Source organism: Photorhabdus hainanensis (assembly GCF_018448965.1).
Classification (GTDB): Bacteria; Pseudomonadota; Gammaproteobacteria; order Enterobacterales; family Enterobacteriaceae; genus Photorhabdus; species Photorhabdus akhurstii.
Window position 1 is genome coordinate 65470 of record NZ_RCWD01000009.1, and the last position, 16465, is coordinate 81934.

The 16465-nt window shown below is 44.3% G+C and carries 14 protein-coding genes and 1 pseudogene; 4 read left to right on the forward strand and 11 right to left on the reverse strand.

Annotated features, from left to right (window positions below; all coding sequences use genetic code 11):
• Positions 1–936: 936 nt before the first annotated feature.
• The 9 genes from acnB to EAE92_RS07635 all read right to left on the reverse strand — a co-directional run bounded on the left by acnB (position 937) and on the right by EAE92_RS07635 (position 13304).
• The gene (gene acnB / locus EAE92_RS07595) at positions 937–3534 is read right to left on the reverse strand and encodes a bifunctional aconitate hydratase 2/2-methylisocitrate dehydratase (RefSeq protein ID WP_214067636.1); all 2598 of its coding nucleotides are present in this window, start codon (positions 3532–3534) and stop codon (positions 937–939) included.
• 463 nt (positions 3535–3997) lie between these two features.
• Positions 3998–5425, reverse strand: coding sequence for a dihydrolipoyl dehydrogenase (gene lpdA / locus EAE92_RS07600; RefSeq protein ID WP_088776099.1), 1428 nt, complete (start codon positions 5423–5425; stop codon positions 3998–4000).
• A 206-nt stretch (positions 5426–5631) separates the two neighbouring features.
• A complete protein-coding gene (gene aceF / locus EAE92_RS07605; protein WP_214067637.1) occupies positions 5632–7230 on the reverse strand; it encodes a pyruvate dehydrogenase complex dihydrolipoyllysine-residue acetyltransferase in 1599 nt (532 codons plus the stop codon).
• Positions 7231–7244: 14 nt separating this feature from the next.
• Complete coding sequence (gene aceE, locus EAE92_RS07610; RefSeq protein ID WP_214067639.1) at positions 7245–9908, reverse strand: pyruvate dehydrogenase (acetyl-transferring), homodimeric type; 2664 nt, start codon at positions 9906–9908, stop codon at positions 7245–7247.
• 189 nt (positions 9909–10097) lie between these two features.
• Positions 10098–10862, reverse strand: a complete 765-nt coding sequence (gene pdhR / locus EAE92_RS07615) for a pyruvate dehydrogenase complex transcriptional repressor PdhR (RefSeq protein WP_036777528.1) — start codon at positions 10860–10862, stop codon at positions 10098–10100.
• A 597-nt stretch (positions 10863–11459) separates the two neighbouring features.
• Complete coding sequence (locus EAE92_RS07620; protein WP_214067640.1) at positions 11460–11828, reverse strand: hypothetical protein; 369 nt, start codon at positions 11826–11828, stop codon at positions 11460–11462.
• Between the two features lie 47 nt (positions 11829–11875).
• Positions 11876–12151: a hypothetical protein gene (locus EAE92_RS07625; protein ID WP_214067641.1), complete on the reverse strand. Its 276-nt coding sequence runs from the start codon at positions 12149–12151 to the stop codon at positions 11876–11878.
• A 344-nt stretch (positions 12152–12495) separates the two neighbouring features.
• Positions 12496–12717: a helix-turn-helix domain-containing protein gene (locus EAE92_RS07630; RefSeq protein ID WP_214067642.1), complete on the reverse strand. Its 222-nt coding sequence runs from the start codon at positions 12715–12717 to the stop codon at positions 12496–12498.
• Between the two features lie 8 nt (positions 12718–12725).
• Entirely contained in the window at positions 12726–13304 is a 579-nt protein-coding gene (locus tag EAE92_RS07635) for a hypothetical protein (protein ID WP_214067643.1), read from the reverse strand.
• A 664-nt stretch (positions 13305–13968) separates the two neighbouring features.
• Between EAE92_RS07635 and EAE92_RS24475 the strand changes: the two are divergent.
• The 4 genes and pseudogenes from EAE92_RS24475 to EAE92_RS24485 all read left to right on the forward strand — a co-directional run bounded on the left by EAE92_RS24475 (position 13969) and on the right by EAE92_RS24485 (position 15251).
• A pseudogene (locus tag EAE92_RS24475) lies at positions 13969–14484 on the forward strand (FimD/PapC N-terminal domain-containing protein).
• Between the two features lie 3 nt (positions 14485–14487).
• Positions 14488–14787: a fimbria/pilus outer membrane usher protein gene (locus EAE92_RS24480; protein ID WP_281422760.1), complete on the forward strand. Its 300-nt coding sequence runs from the start codon at positions 14488–14490 to the stop codon at positions 14785–14787.
• A gap of 1 nt (position 14788) precedes the next feature.
• Entirely contained in the window at positions 14789–14929 is a 141-nt protein-coding gene (locus EAE92_RS24965) for a fimbria/pilus outer membrane usher protein (RefSeq protein ID WP_281422757.1), read from the forward strand.
• A gap of 97 nt (positions 14930–15026) precedes the next feature.
• A complete protein-coding gene (locus EAE92_RS24485) occupies positions 15027–15251 on the forward strand; it encodes a hypothetical protein (protein WP_246545072.1) in 225 nt (74 codons plus the stop codon).
• Positions 15252–15376: 125 nt separating this feature from the next.
• Here the strand turns inward: EAE92_RS24485 and ampE are convergent, their stop codons facing one another.
• Together ampE and EAE92_RS24970 are read right to left on the reverse strand one after the other, a co-directional pair.
• Entirely contained in the window at positions 15377–16231 is an 855-nt protein-coding gene (gene ampE, locus EAE92_RS07650; RefSeq protein ID WP_214067644.1) for a beta-lactamase regulator AmpE, read from the reverse strand.
• On the reverse strand, positions 16228–16350 hold the full coding sequence (locus EAE92_RS24970; RefSeq protein ID WP_265340040.1) for a hypothetical protein: 123 nt from the start codon (positions 16348–16350) through the stop codon (positions 16228–16230). Before EAE92_RS24970 ends, ampE begins: the two co-directional genes overlap by 4 nt.
• Between the last annotated feature and the right edge of the window lie 115 nt (positions 16351–16465).

Below are 16465 nucleotides of genomic sequence, written 5' to 3' on the forward strand. Positions count from 1 at the left end.
CAACATGACGAATATTACTGGTGCGCATAAGAATAATTAGACGCGCCGATTATCGGTATAAACAGAATTACGTGGATTCTCATGGGGGACTTAAATATTTAATCAATAATTAAATACTACATAAAAAGTTTTTAACCTTGCCTATTTGGTGATAGCTTGCTGTAAAATCAGCATCATTGATAAAAGATAATCAGATAATAAAATAGCGGATTTCACCTCCCATTTTAGGCTGTTTAAAAACCTATTTAAAGAAGGAGATGGATTTCTACATCATTGAAAAAAGGGTAAAATATTATAATGACTGGATGGGTTAAGGCAATGTAAAACCAGTTTAAACCGGAATATTTAATTTATCATAATTTTGCATAATAAATGCAACATAATAACACTGAAAATAACCTATTCATGTGCTATAGAATCATGTGTTTGAACGTTTTTTTATGTCAATAATTAGGTTTTTTCTACTTTGATTTTTTAGGTTTAAAACCAGAAAGAGTAACAGATTTGTTTAATGACATTAAAATCAAATCTCATCTCTTTAATAGATTTTAATGTTGATAAATGTTTTTTTTCTTTTTTCACTGCTAATTTTATCAATACAGTTAATACTATTACCCCCTGATTAGTCAATTTAAAATCCTTTTTTTCTGATGTTTTCTCTTTAATGTCAATTATAGCATCGCACTTTTTACCCACTTTTAAAAACCGTTAATCACTACTTTTTATCTTTAATGATTAAAGTTTTTATCTGCTTTTTCACGATACATTTGCCCTTTTTTCAGATTTTAAAATCACACTAATAAGCAAAAAACAACCTTCCTTAATACTTGTTTTATCATCGATAAAAACTTAGCAATGATAGCCGGGACATTAAAAGCCAGTAACTAAAATGGGAGGTTTTTTCCTCCCATTCGTCCGTATTACAGTATATTGGCATTACACCGCGGTTTGGAAAATCACATCATCCGCTTTTTCGGTGTATTGGTTCAGTTGATCAAAATTGAGATAACGGTAAGTATCTTCCGCGGTCTCATCAACTTTAGCCATAAATTGCTGGTACTCTTCCGGTGTAGGCAGACGCCCCAACAGAGAAGCTACAGCCGCCAGTTCAGCCGATGCCAGGTAAACATTCGCCCCCGTCCCCAAACGATTCGGGAAGTTACGAGTCGAAGTAGAAACCACAGTTACACCATCAGCAACACGTGCTTGGTTGCCCATACACAAGGAACAACCAGGAATTTCAACCCGTGCTCCACTCTTGCCAAAGATGCTGTAATAACCTTCCTCTGTGAGTTGAGCCGCATCCATTTTCGTTGGCGGAGCAACCCACAAACGAGTCGGTAATTGACCTTTATGTTGATCCAATAACTTACCGGCGGCACGGAAATGACCAATGTTAGTCATACAAGAACCGATAAAAACTTCATCGATTTTACTGTTAGCCACATCCGATAGTAAACGGGCATCATCTGGATCGTTCGGCGCGCACAGAATAGGTTCTTTAATTTCGGCTAGATCGATTTCGATAACCGCTGCGTATTCCGCATCAGTATCGGCTTCCAGCAGTTGAGGATCTTTCAGCCAGTTTTCCATTCCCGTTACGCGGCGTTCCAATGTACGACGATCACCATAACCTTCGGCAATCATCCATTTCAGCAGCACAATATTAGATTGCAGGTATTCAATAATCGGCGCTTTATCCAATTTAATGGTACAGCCCGCCGCAGAGCGCTCCGCAGAAGCATCCGCCAGCTCAAACGCCTGCTCAACTTTCAGATCTGGCAAACCTTCGATTTCGAGGATACGGCCAGAGAAGATGTTTTTCTTACCTTTCTTCTCCACCGTCAGAAGACCTTTCTGGATCGCATAGTAAGGAATCGCATGAACCAAATCACGCAAAGTAATACCGGGCTGCATCTGCCCTTTAAAACGAACCAACACCGATTCTGGCATATCCAAAGGCATCACCCCCGTCGCAGCGGCAAACGCCACCAGACCAGAACCTGCCGGGAAGGAAATACCAATTGGGAAACGGGTATGGGAATCACCACCGGTACCAACCGTATCAGGCAACAACATACGGTTCAGCCATGAGTGAATGATGCCATCGCCCGGACGCAGAGAAACGCCGCCACGGTTCATAATGAAGTCAGGCAAGGTATGGTGAGTAGTAACGTCAACCGGCTTAGGATAAGCAGCCGTATGGCAGAATGATTGCATCACCAGATCCGCAGAGAAGCCCAAACACGCCAGATCTTTCAGTTCGTCACGGGTCATTGGGCCAGTTGTATCCTGAGAACCAACAGAGGTCATTTTAGGTTCACAGTATTCACCTGGGCGAATGCCCACGGCGCCACATGCCCGGCCAACCATTTTCTGAGCCAGGGAGAAACCACGACTGCTTTCCTCAACCGCTTTCGCCTGACGGAAAATATCACTGGGGGGTAAACCAAGAGACTCACGCGCCTTACTAGTCAAACCACGACCGATAATCAGTGGAATACGGCCGCCAGCACGCACTTCATCCAACAATACATCGGTTTTCAATTCAAATTCAGCCAGTAACTCATTGGTTTCGTGGTGACGTACTTCCCCTTTATATGGGTAGACATCAATCACATCACCCATATTTAATTTGGTCACATCTATCTCTATTGGCAGTGCGCCAGCATCTTCCATTGTATTGAAGAAGATTGGCGCAATTTTACCGCCCAGAACCACGCCGCCGCCACGTTTGTTTGGCACAAATGGAATATCTTCGCCCATAAACCACAGCACTGAGTTAGTGGCCGATTTGCGGGAAGAACCTGTACCCACAACATCACCGACATAAGCCAGCGGATAGCCTTTCTCATTCAGCTCTTCAATCTGTTTGATTGGACCAATAACACCAGCTTGATCTGGGACAATCCCTTCGCGAGCATTTTTCAACATTGCCAGAGCATGCAGCGGAATATCAGGGCGTGACCACGCATCCTGCGCGGGAGATAAATCGTCAGTGTTTGTTTCACCCGTCACTTTAAATACTGTGACTGTAATTTTTTCTGCCAATTCAGGGCGTTCCAGATACCACTGCGCATCAGCCCAAGATTGCATAATTTGTTTGGCTTGTGGATTACCTGCTTTTGCTTTTTCTTCTACATCATAGAAGTTGTCAAACATCAACAAAGTATGAGAGAGCGCTTTAGCTGCAATTGGAGCCAGTTTTTCATTATCCAGAGCATCAATCAAAGGATGAATATTATAACCACCCTGCATAGTTCCAAGCAGTTCAATCGCCTTTTCTGGCGTGATTAGTGGTGAAATAGTTTCGCCTTTCGCAATAGCGGCAAGAAAACCGGCTTTTACATAGGCCGCTTCATCAACGCCAGGGGGAACTCGGTTAATCAGCAAATCTAACAGGAAATCTTCTTCACCTTTTGGTGGGCTCTTCAGTAACTCAACCAGCGCCGCCGCTTGTGTCGCGTCCAATGGTTTAGGGACGACGCCTTGGGCTGCACGCTCGGCTACGTGCTTGCGGTATTCTTCTAGCACGACTTTCTCCTCGCTCTCATTGTCATTTTATCTACCCGGCTCTGCACCCGCCTTAGAACCTGCCTCACCAAGCCATTATCTTTGCGTAACAACATGTGTTTTCGCAACAATAGCCCTTCCAGGGACAGGTTGTTAATTATGGTTCCGGGTGCCAGGTCAGAGGATTGCCGGCATAACTTAGTAAGTGCAAACAAATTATGCCCAGCTTCGGGCGTCCAGCATACCAAAATTTGAATGCGATGTTAATTCGTTCACATAAAAGTAACATTAACTGATAGTAATATTCTGAATTAACAGCAGACAAAGCTATTAAAACAGATTATTCCGCTGATTTTTGCCAGTAACACCCACAAAAGCCATACTTTTTATGCCGTGTTTTTTCAAACAGGTCATACCAGAACAAAAAACGGCCTCCATATAAATGAAAGCCGCTTCGGTAAATTAGATTAATCGATTTAAGAAATTATTTCTTTTTCTTCGCTTTCGCATTAGGCAAATCAGTAATGCTGCCTTCAAAGACTTCAGCGGCCAGACCTACCGATTCATGCAACGTTGGGTGAGCGTGGATGGTCAACGCGATATCTTCCGCATCACAGCCCATTTCAATCGCCAGACCGATTTCACCCAGCAGTTCACCACCGTTAGTACCAACAATAGCCCCACCGATAATACGATTGCTTTCTTTATCGAAAATCAGCTTGGTCATACCATCAGCACAATCAGAAGCAATCGCGCGGCCAGAAGCTGCCCACGGGAAAGTTGCCGTTTCATAGCTAATGCCTTTCTCTTTTGCTTCTTTCTCAGTCAAGCCAACCCATGCAACTTCTGGTTCAGTGTAAGCAATGGATGGAATCACTTTTGGATCAAAGTAGTGTTTCTTACCGGAAATCACTTCTGCCGCAACGTGACCTTCGTGAACGCCTTTATGCGCCAGCATCGGCTGACCAACGATGTCGCCAATAGCAAAGATGTGCGGCACATTGGTGCGCATTTGCTTATCAACATGAATAAAGCCGCGGTCATCAACGTTAACGCCGGCTTTACCCGCATCCAGCATTTTACCGTTAGGTACACGACCAATGGCAACCAGAACCGCGTCATAACGCTGTGGTTCTGTCGGTGCGTTTTTGCCTTCCATCGTGACGTAGATACCATCTTCTTTGGCTTCTACCACGGTAACTTTGGTTTCCAGCATCAGATTGAATTGTTTGCTGATACGTTTGGTAAAGACTTTCACCACGTCTTTATCAGCCGCAGGAATCACCTGATCCAACATTTCAACAACATCAATCTGAGAACCCAGAGCATGGTAAACGGTTCCCATTTCCAGACCGATAATACCGCCGCCCATCACCAACAAGCGGCCAGGAACCGTTGTCAGCGCCAAAGCATCTGTAGAATCCCAAACGCGCGGGTCATCATGAGGAATAAACGGCAGTTGGATAGGACGGGAGCCTGCGGCAATAATGGCGTTATCAAAATTAATCGTTGTTGCGCCACCTTCACCTTCAACAACCAGCGTGTTAGCCCCTGTAAATTTACCAAAACCATTAACCACTTTAACTTTACGGCCTTTAGCCATACCAGCCAAACCACCGGTTAGCTGATTAATAACTTTTTCTTTCCAAACACGGACTTTTTCGATGTCAGTTTTCGGTTCACCAAAAACGATGCCATGATCTGCCAGCGCTTTAGCTTCCTCAATCACTTTTGCTACATGCAGCAATGCCTTAGAAGGGATACAACCAACGTTAAGACAAACACCACCTAAGGTAGAGTAACGTTCCACCAGGACGGTTTCCAAACCTAAATCCGCGCAACGAAAAGCAGCAGAATACCCTGCTGGACCTGCCCCAAGTACCACAACTTGGGCTTTAATTTCAGTACTCATCATGACCTCTTAATTGTTTGTCCGGCGGGTCAGGCGCCAAAAACGATATATTCCACCGGGACCTACACACCGCGAGCAGTTTACAGAATTGTTAATAACCTGAAAAGCGCGTTAACGTGACAGAACTCGCAACAAATTCACCAGATATAAGTAGTTTCTCTGTCACCGCAATAACAATCAGGCCGGCACATGGCCGGCCTTTGAGATTACATCACCAGACGGCGGATATCGCTCATCGCATGATTAATAAATGTGATGAAACGCGCACCATCAGCACCATCGATCACACGGTGATCGAAGGAGAGTGACAGAGGCAGCATCAGACGTGGTACAAACTCTTTACCATTCCATACCGGCTTCATTGATGAGCGGGATACGCCCAAGATAGCCACTTCTGGCGCATTAACGATTGGCGTAAACGCAGTGCCGCCGATACCGCCCAGGCTTGAAATAGTGAAGCATCCACCCTGCATATCAGATGCAGTCAGTTTGCCGGCACGAGCTTTCTTAGACATTTCAGTCAGTTCACGGGACAATTCGATAATGCCTTTCTTATTAACGTCGCGGAATACCGGAACCACCAGACCATTAGGTGTATCAACCGCCACACCAATGTTGATGTATTTTTTCAGCGTCAGTTTCTGGCCATCTTCCGAGATAGAGCTGTTAAAGCGCGGCATCTCTTCCAGCGCTTTTGCTACCGCTTTCATGATGAATACCAGCGGAGTAATCTTCACGCCAAGCTGTTTCTTCTCAGCTTCCTGATTCTGCTGTTTGCGGAAGTTTTCAACTTCAGTGATATCCGTTTCGTCGAACTGAGTAACATGTGGGATCATCACCCAGTTACGGCTCAGGTTAGCACCAGAGATTTTCTGAATACGGCCCAGTTCAACTTCTTCAATTTCACCAAATTTGCTGAAATCAACTTTCGGCCAAGGCAACATACCCGGCAGACCGCCACCGGCTGATGCAGGAGCCGATTCAACACGTTTAACCGCGTCTTTCACGTAAGCCTGAACATCTTCACGCAGAACACGGCCTTTACGCCCCGTACCTTTCACTTTAGCCAGGTTAACGCCGAATTCCCGCGCCAGACGACGGATCACCGGCGTTGCATGAACATAAGCGCTATTTTCAGCGAAATCATTTTTGTCTTCTTCCGCGAAACTTCTGCTAGCAATAACCGGCGCTGCCGCTTTCTCTGGTTCAGCCGCTGGTGCTGGAGTTGAAGCAACCGGAGCGACAGGCGCCGCCCCCGCAACTTCAAATACCATAATCATAGAATCGGTTTTCACTTTATCACCGATCTTGATTTGAATTTCTTTAACGATACCTGCGAATGGCGCAGGTACTTCCATAGAGGCTTTATCGCCCTCTACGGTGATCAGCGATTGTTCAGCTTCCACTGCATCGCCAACTTTCACCATCACTTCGGTAACTTCGACTTCGTCACCGCCGATATCCGGTACATGAACATTCATAGCCGCAGAAGCCACTGGTTCTGGCTCTGCCATACGCGAAGACAATGTTATCGCTGCTGGCTCTTCCGCTGGCGCAGCTTCTACAGCACCTTCCGCAGAATCAAAAATCATAATCGGTTTGCCAGTTTCAACTTTATCGCCAACCGCAATGATGATCGCTTTAACAACACCCGCCTGAGGGGATGGAACTTCCATAGAAGCCTTATCACCTTCCACGGTAATCAGCGATTGGTCAACTTCCACTGTATCGCCAACTTTCACCATGATTTCGGTGACTTCAACTTCATCCGCACCGATATCCGGTACCTTAATTTCGATAGCCATTGATTCTTTACCTCTTATGCCAGACGCGGGTTAACTTTTTCTGGGTTAATGTTGTATTTCTTGATTGCTTCTTCCACAACACTCACGTCGATCTCGCCGCGCTTAGCCAGTTCACCCAAAGCAGCAACTACCACGTAAGAAGCATCAACTTCAAAATGATGACGCAGGTTTTCACGGCTATCGGAACGACCGAAACCGTCAGTACCCAATACGCGGAATTCGCTCGCAGGGATGAAGTTACGAATTTGTTCTGCGAACAGCTTCATATAATCAGTAGAAGCCACTGCCGGTGCTTCATTCATGATCTGAGCAACATAAGGTACACGTGGCGTTTCTGTTGGGTGCAACATGTTCCAACGTTCACAATCCTGACCATCACGAGCCAGTTCAGTGAATGAAGTCACGCTGTACACATCAGAACCCACGCCATAATCGTTAGCCAGAATCTGTGCCGCTTCACGAACATGACGCAGAATAGAACCAGAACCTAATAGCTGAACTTTACCTTTGCTGCCTTCCAAGCTTTCCAGCTTGTAGATACCTTTACGGATACCTTCTTCCGCGCCTTGCGGCATTGCCGGCATGTGGTAATTTTCGTTCAGCGTGGTGATGTAGTAGTAAATGTTCTCTTGTTTCTCACCATACATACGCTCTAAACCATCATGCATAATCACAGCAACTTCATAAGCAAATGCCGGATCGTAAGAGATGCAGTTAGGGATAGTCAGAGACTGAATGTGACTATGACCATCTTCGTGTTGCAGACCTTCGCCATTCAAGGTTGTACGACCGGAAGTACCACCAATCAGGAAGCCGCGAGCCTGTTGGTCACCTGCTGCCCAGCACATGTCGCCAATACGTTGGAACCCGAACATAGAGTAGTAAATGTAGAACGGAATCATCGGCAGGTTATTAGTGCTGTAAGAGGTTGCCGCCGCCAGCCACGATGAAGCAGCACCCAGTTCATTGATGCCTTCTTGCAGAATCTGACCTTTAGCGTCTTCTTTATAGTAAGCAACCTGTTCACGGTCCTGCGGAGTATACTGCTGGCCGTTAGGACTGTAGATGCCGATCTGACGGAACAGACCTTCCATACCAAAAGTACGCGCTTCATCGGCAATGATTGGAACCAGACGATCTTTGATTGACTTGTTCTTCAACATTACGTTCAAAGCACGAACGAAAGCGATAGTGGTAGAAATTTCTTTGTTTTGTTCTTCCAGCAACGCACCAAAATCTTCCAGCGTTGGCAGTTCCAGCTTCTCTTCAAAATGAGTACGACGGCTTGGCAAATAACCACCCAACGCTGCACGACGCTCATGCAAATATTTATACTCTTCTGAGTCTTTATCAAAAGTCACATACGGCAGATTTTCGAGTTGGTCATCAGCCACAGACACATTGAAACGATCACGGAAATGGCGAACGCCTTCCATATTCATCTTCTTAACCTGATGAGCGATGTTTTTACCTTCCGCGGTATCACCCATACCGTAACCTTTGATAGTCTGAGCCAAGATAACCGTTGGTTTACCGGTAGTTTCCTGCGCTTTTTTCAAAGCAGCAAAGACTTTCTTAGGATCGTGACCACCACGGTTCAGCGCCCAAATCTGGTCATCAGTCATATCTTTGACTAATTCAGCGGTCTCTGGGTAACGGCCAAAGAAATGTTGACGCACATAAGCGCCATCTTTGGATTTGAACGTCTGGTAATCACCATCCAGCGTTTCATTCATCAGTTGGATCAACTTACCGCTGGTATCTTTACGCAGCAATTCATCCCAACGATCGCCCCAAAGCACTTTAATGACCTGCCAGCCAGCGCCGTCAAAAATGCCTTCCAGCTCATTAACGATTTTGCCGTTGCCTGTAACCGGGCCATCCAGACGTTGCAGGTTACAGTTGATAACAAATACCAAGTTATCCAGTTTTTCACGGGTTGCGATAGTGATCGCCCCTTTGGATTCTGGCTCATCCATTTCACCGTCGCCCAAGAAAGCATAAACGGTCTGCTTGGAGGTATCTTTCAGACCACGGTGTTCCAGATATTTCAGGAACTTAGCCTGATAAATCGCACCGATTGGCCCCAAGCCCATTGAAACAGTTGGGAACTGCCAGAATTCAGGCATCAATTTTGGATGCGGATAAGAAGAGAGACCATTGCCATGAATTTCCTGACGGAAATTGTTCATCTGCTCTTCAGTTAAACGGCCTTCAAGGAAAGCACGAGCGTAGACGCCTGGAGAGATGTGACCTTGGAAATAAACCAAATCGCCGCCGTCATTTTCATTACGGGCACGGAAGAAATGGTTGAAACAAACTTCATACATGGTTGCTGAAGACTGGAATGAAGCCATGTGACCACCCAATTCCAGATCTTTTTTGGATGCCCGCAACACGGTCATCACAGCATTCCAACGAATAGCAGAGCGAATACGGCGCTCCAAATCCAGATTGCCAGGGTAAGCAGGCTCATCCTCAACAGCAATGGTATTGATATAATCGCGGTTAGCAGCACCGGCCGCAACATTCACGCCGCCTTTACGTGCTTCGTTCAGTACCTGATCAATCAAGAACTGGGCACGATCAACACCCTCTTCACGGATGACCGATTCGATCGCCTGTAACCAGTCGCGAGTTTCGATCGGGTCCACGTCATTTTTCAAAATGTCTGACATGGTGTATTCCTTATCTGTTATCTGTTTCTAATGATTGTTTTGGAGCCTATCTTCCCGTCATACCCTTTGACGTTCAGCCGGTCATGACTGGAAGATAGGCCCTCACTGTTGTTGCCGCTAGCGCCCTCAGTAAAGGGACTCAACTTAGCTATGCAGACGCAGCAAATTTCAAGATCCACACAGCTAATTTTATTCCTGATGCTGTTGAAGACGTCGTAATGATCGCTCGCGACGAGTGTGCTCGCGGCTGAGATCCAATAAGACATCTTCAATGAAAGCTAAATGGCGATGGGATGCCTCACGAGCTTTCTCTGGTTGCCTCGCCATTATCGCTTCAAAAATCTTCGCCCGATGATCGCTGACAGCCGTCAGCATTTCCCGGCGGGTATACAAAAACTCAAAATTCTGCCGGATATTTTGTTCCAGCATAGGTGCCATACAGCGTAATAAATGAAGGAGAACCACATTATGCGCCGCTTCGGCAACGACGAGCTGATATTGCAAAACAGCCTCGGATTCAGCATTGACATCGCCACTTTCCTGAGCTTGTTGAATAACGAGATGATATTGCCGAATGCGTTCAAAATCTTCGTCAGTTCCACGCAGCGCCGCGTAATAGGCGGCAACGCCTTCCAAAGCATGGCGGGTTTCAAGGAGGTCAAATTGAGATTCTGGGTGACCAGCCAGTAGTTGTGCCAGTGGATCGCTGAAACTTTGCCAGAGGTTACTCTGAACAAACGTCCCCCCACCCTGACGGCGAAAAAGGAAACCTTTAGCTTCTAACCGCTGAATGGCTTCGCGCAGTGAAGGGCGCGACACATCAAACTGTTTCGCCAACTCGCGTTCAGGCGGCAACTTCTCCCCTGGACGCACAGATCCTTCAAGGATGAGATGCTCAAGACGCTGCTCAATAACATCTGATAATTTTGGTTGGCGGATTTTGCTATAAGCCATATTTACTATAAGTCAGTTAGAACCAAGTCAGTTAAAACCTATCTCATTAGGCTATTTTGTTTGTCGCTTCGAACCTGGGCAGTGTTCAAACAGCCTGTATCAGTGCGCCTACTTAAGGTAGATACCTATATGGATAAACATGATTTCGATCTTTGCCGAAGTCAATTGGTAATACCAATTTAAATCACTGGGCCATAAAAGTAACAAAGTATTCACCAACTGTCCATAAAGACCTTGTGCTAAATCATAAAAACCTGCAAATTTTAACAATTTTTTTTAAAAATTAGCAAAAGTTGATAACCAGTAGGTTAATAAACATCCTAAGATAATATCTTAACCTAACCTTTTTAAACGCATAAATGGGTACATTGAATCGTTACAGCAATAAAATAGCTGAATCTTCATAAAAAAATATAGCTACCAAATCATCACCCATTGATTTTAAACACAATTGCATACCATCAAGTTATAAATGTAGCTCAAATCAATAAAACCGAAGGGCGAAAATTAGCTATTAGCAAGGAATAATGGCAAATATGTGAGGAACCACCAGCAACAGCTCCGCGTAACTCCTGCTGGCGGTAAAAATGGACTACATTAAAACCAATAGCGCGTCACTTCATTCCACCCTTTTTTATACATACAGGATGAAATTACCCAACGCCTTGACGATTCATTTTTATCCCAACGCTTAACTTCCGTTTTTGGCACAGTAACGTAATGATTACAGGATTTATCTTCTTTTTCGTCTTTATCTTTACAAGAAAAATGTTTTGTCTCGAAAGAATGGACGACTTCGCTGGTCCAGTCTGATGGTAATTGAGAATAACCCAATGCTTTACATTCAGCGTAATCCCTGTCTCTTTCATACTTAGTTGCGCCGGGTTTTTCCCACGATGTACAACCCGTCAATACAGTAAATAAGGTAAATAAAGGGACAACAGCTATTTTTCTTATAAAATTCATATAAAAATACCTTAATTAAAAATAAATAAATAACCAGAGAAATCAAATCAGAATTTAAAAGTCCCCCCAACACGGTAACTCTTATCTTCAAAAGATGGTCTTCCACCAGACTGGATAATTTGTCTGTCTTGGCTTGAGATATCCCTGAAAACATCAGGCATAGAGCGTATATTATCTATTTTAACTTCACTGCCTGAAACTATATCCGTGAAATTACATTCAAAATAACCACAGGTTGAAATATAGCTATCAGTAAGCCGTGGCATAGAAGAACATCCTGTAATCACAAATATTGATAATAAAGCAATAAAAAATTTATTCATTGTTAACATCCCTGAATTGCTGTATATTTTATAAAAATTTAACTTAAATTAAAATCATATAAAAAGAGAGATCATTTCTTATGATCGAGTAAGTAATATCTACATATGCATTTTATCTTTCTGGCATTCCAAGGAATATCAGAACAATATTCCCCCAGAGAGAAATATATATTCTTATCGCGAGGAAAAACCTGTTTTACTGGTGTTCCATTAACACCGAAGATTAACAGGCTAGATAAAAAACATGAAATAATTAATATTTTCATGCACTTAACACTGATTAATGAATATAAAGCTCTATCTTATAAGATACCAAAAGACACATAATGACTTTATTTATTGTATTAGCGGTTATCCTCTCCATCTTCTACATATTCCAATATATCTCCAGGCTGACACTGTAAATGTTTACAAATTCTTTCCAGCGTCTCGATACGGATACCTTTTATTTTGCCATTTTTCAACAATGATAAATTTTGCTCAGTAATACCAATAACAGCAGCCAACTCTTTAGACTTTACTTTCCTTTTCGCTAAGATCACATCCAACCTTATTATAATACTCATGATGGTTCTCAGATAAAATAACGCTGATCATCGCTTATTTTCTTAGATTCACGCATAATTAAACTAAATATCAGGAGGAATACACCAAACATAATAATAAACAGAGATTCTGAATTAACACCAAGCGAGAAACTAAATACCCTTTGCCCTTTTGCTAAATCTACAGATAATGCCATTCCTTGTAATGTATTAATCACCGGGTAAAGTAATTGCTCCAGAATCATCAGAAAACCAATAATAAATGAAGCGGAGATATTGCGGTTACTCCATATTTCACCTTTAGCAAATCGGAAAAACAAAATTCCAATTAATACATAAGAAGCGGTCGATATGATTCGAGGGATCGTATCCAGCGAGATATAAAGCACCTGACTTAATAAAGATTGCTTAAATCCTTTTGCAGTCAATGCAGGCATAAGATCGCTATATGCCTGAATAACAGCCTGACGAGTGGTATCATGCCATAACGACCAAGACGCAATATGGAACCCCATATCAGCAATTGCCATAACGGAAGCAATAATAATAGCCAGAAAGCTGAGTAGCTTGATTCTGGGATTAGTTACAAGCTCCTGTTTATCACACATTGTGTCATTCCATATACATGTTTAACTAAACTTTCGTTAAAGTACTTCAAAAGTTATCGTATTACAATAATTTTTTATCACTAAATAGACAGAATACGATTCAAAGTAATCGATAAATCAGAGCGATAATCATTGAAAACTGCCATTAATTTATTGATAGAAAAAGAAAAAAATTATCATTTACCTGAAACAGTAAACAGCAAATGCTACTTAGTCACTGTTCTAGCATCCTGACATCATATGGTTTACCGCGATATTTTGTTGCGAAGATTGAACGACAAACACAGAACGCTTTACTCAGGGCACCTTTCAAAACCAGCGCCATGCCGGTCAATTTCAATACAGAGTAAATCGAAGATGATGGTTCAAAACGAACCTGATATCAGGTATTAACCAATCTCCCTCAACACTGAAAATCAATAAGAATAATTAATATATTCAGGCGGAGTGACCTTAATATCAACAGCATAGGCTTAATTATAAGCAGAGATGAGCTATGGCAACAAAAACTTCATTTCCGCCTGCACTGCGGGCGGATAACCAACACGCGCCCGGTCAACCGGGCGGTTTCTGGCCCCGTCCGGTATACCTATGTCTGCTGTGTTCACTGACGGCAACGACCCTGCCCGCCTCGGCGCGGGAATACTTTAATCCCATGTTCCTAATGGGCGCTGATGGTGAACACAGTCATGTCGATCTCTTGGCGTATGAAAACGCGAGATATGTCGCACCCGGGCGCTATCTGGTGGATGTCTACATGAACCAGAATAAAGGTGGACAGCCGCGAGATTGAATTCAGGCTGGTTAACGGCCATCTCCAGCCGGTATTCACCGTCGCACAACTGGAAAGGTATGGGTCAATACTCGCGAGTTACCGGCTTTTCAGGGTAAAGCGGATGACAGCCCCATCACCGAGCTGACGAAACAGATCCCGCACGCCCGCGCGACATTGGATTTTGTCCGTTTACGTCTTGATCTCAGCGTCCCTCAGAGCGCCATGCAGCCCCGTTATTCTGGAACGGTTAACCCGTCACTGTGGGGTCCTGAGATCCCGGCTTTTTTGATGAACTACACCGTCAATGGCTCGGAAAGGCATTATGACAATCAGGGAAACTGGGAAGGATCACGTTCCCGTAATTTGTTTGCTTCTTTTCGTAATGGGTTGAATCTGGGACCGTAGCGTCTGCACGGCACGCAAACTTACAGTTACAATCGTCAGCGCAACGAAGATGCCTCCAGTTTTTCCACGCCGGCACAGACTCAACGGCAGGTGAGTAATACCTATCTGCAACGTGATATCCCCTCACTGCGCCGTGAGTTCACCGACGGTGAAGCCTATACCGGTGGCGATATTTTTTACAGTATCCCATTTCGGGGCATGAAACTGGCTTCGGAGGAGGCGATGTTACCCGATAGTCGGCACGGTTTTGCCCCGGAGATAACCGGTGTGGCGAACGCCAATGCACAGGTGACGGTATTCTAGAATGGCAATAGTGTATCAAACCACCGTAGCACCGGGGCCGTTTCGGCTCACCGACCTCTATACCACCGGGAGTGCGGGCAATCTGACAATGATAATCAAAGAGGCAAATAGGGATAAGCAGCACCTGCTCCGGCGATGGTGATGTATTTCAAAATTCACGCTTACTCTACCGGATCGATGGGCCATTTGTTCTGGGGAAACCGAATGCCTTAGCCTCTTCAATAGAAGATGTCGCTTTCATGTTTACTGATGCGGCCAACAACCCCTTATCACTCAGTACCGGGTACCGAGGTGAAGGAGAGAACGCAAGATACGTTAAGCCGATGGACAATAGTTATAAAGCATCGACGCAGGTGTCTGTTATACCGATTCTGTTGAAGACTGACGGCGCTGGCGGGCTGACTCGAGCGGTTGCGGTTATTTCAGTATGGTCGGATGTTTATTTCATCGAACCCTCTGCTTAGTTGTTGCAATTGTTGCAGCGCCAGTCGGCGCTGCATAAACCGGCCTAATAGCTAAAAGTAAGCCAAACAACTCCATACACGGGATGAATAAAACCCGAACCAATAAGAATCATTAAGCCAACTAATCAAACCAATGCCCCATAAATTGTCAGTAAGGCAACGACAACAATGATAGAGAAAGTCACTTTTTTCGCCAATATCACCGCAGCAATAGGCGTTTGAATTGAATCAAGATGGGGTTCGCGACTTAATGAAAATTGAGCAAGCTGACAGAGCACCTTGTATTGTGAAGTTCTTAAATCACTAAGAGAAGCAACCCACGCCGGTAAAGCCCGCTCGCCATGCCCTAATAAAGCATAAGCAACTCCAGCCAGACGAACGGGAATCCAATCCAACCAATGCAACAAACCATCAACGCCAGATTGCGCTCTCTGAACCGGTGTACCATATTGTGCCAACCATCCCTGATAAGCCCTTAAGAAACAATATCCCATTAAAGCAACCGGCCCTAGTTCACCCGCCACAATCAACCAAAAAATCGGCGCCAGATAATAGCGAAAATTTATCCACAGCAACGCATTTTGTATCTCTCGCAACATATTCTCTTTGCTGGCATCAGAAGGTAAACCATGAATAATTGCGAAATGCGTAAGATATTCTCTTTGTTGTTCCCTGTTATCTTGATGAACAGTACGAAAATATTCACGATAATCATGCCGTAAGCGCCCTGCTCCGATGCACAGCAAACAGATAAACACCCATAAAACCAGTTCAAAAATGCCGAACATAAAATCATTTAATATTTCAATCAATACCCATGTAATCATCATGACTACTAACGTCATTAAAAGGCTTTTCCATAACGAAAAAGACTTCAAATCGGTAAACAATGGCTCAAGACGGCGCTCCAATTGCCAATGGTCACCCATTTTGAAAACCCGTTCCCACGCCAACACTAACAACAGTATAAAGAGAGTCATTCTTTCCGCTCCTGCAACAATTGCTGGTAATGTGTCCAATCGAAATAAAGTCCCAGATCAATTTTTCTTCCCAGAACAACATCATTATAGCCAGTGATATGCTCTTTTATACCCGTCATCTTTCAAGTTGCCTCTTTGTTGGCTGCGCTCACTCACCCCGGTCACATAGTTACCTATGCTCCCGGGGATTCGCTCCCTTGCCGCCGCGATGCATCTTGAAATCCATAGGGTATA

Bases quoted from the DNA above. Each gene is read 5' to 3' on its own strand.
- EAE92_RS24965 (WP_281422757.1), top strand. From the start codon at position 14,789: ATGGCAATAGTGTATCAAACCACCGTAGCACCGGGGCCGTTTCGGCTC.
- EAE92_RS24970 (WP_265340040.1), bottom strand. From the start codon at position 16,350: ATGACGGGTATAAAAGAGCATATCACTGGCTATAATGATGTTGTTCTG.
- EAE92_RS24485 (WP_246545072.1), top strand. From the start codon at position 15,027: ATGTTTACTGATGCGGCCAACAACCCCTTATCACTCAGTACCGGGTAC.
- EAE92_RS07630 (WP_214067642.1), bottom strand. From the start codon at position 12,717: ATGAGTATTATAATAAGGTTGGATGTGATCTTAGCGAAAAGGAAAGTA.
- EAE92_RS07625 (WP_214067641.1), bottom strand. From the start codon at position 12,151: ATGAATAAATTTTTTATTGCTTTATTATCAATATTTGTGATTACAGGA.
- lpdA (WP_088776099.1), bottom strand. From the start codon at position 5,425: ATGAGTACTGAAATTAAAGCCCAAGTTGTGGTACTTGGGGCAGGTCCA.
- EAE92_RS07620 (WP_214067640.1), bottom strand. From the start codon at position 11,828: ATGAATTTTATAAGAAAAATAGCTGTTGTCCCTTTATTTACCTTATTT.
- aceF (WP_214067637.1), bottom strand. From the start codon at position 7,230: ATGGCTATCGAAATTAAGGTACCGGATATCGGTGCGGATGAAGTTGAA.
- pdhR (WP_036777528.1), bottom strand. From the start codon at position 10,862: ATGGCTTATAGCAAAATCCGCCAACCAAAATTATCAGATGTTATTGAG.
- ampE (WP_214067644.1), bottom strand. From the start codon at position 16,231: ATGACTCTCTTTATACTGTTGTTAGTGTTGGCGTGGGAACGGGTTTTC.
- aceE (WP_214067639.1), bottom strand. From the start codon at position 9,908: ATGTCAGACATTTTGAAAAATGACGTGGACCCGATCGAAACTCGCGAC.
- EAE92_RS07635 (WP_214067643.1), bottom strand. From the start codon at position 13,304: ATGTGTGATAAACAGGAGCTTGTAACTAATCCCAGAATCAAGCTACTC.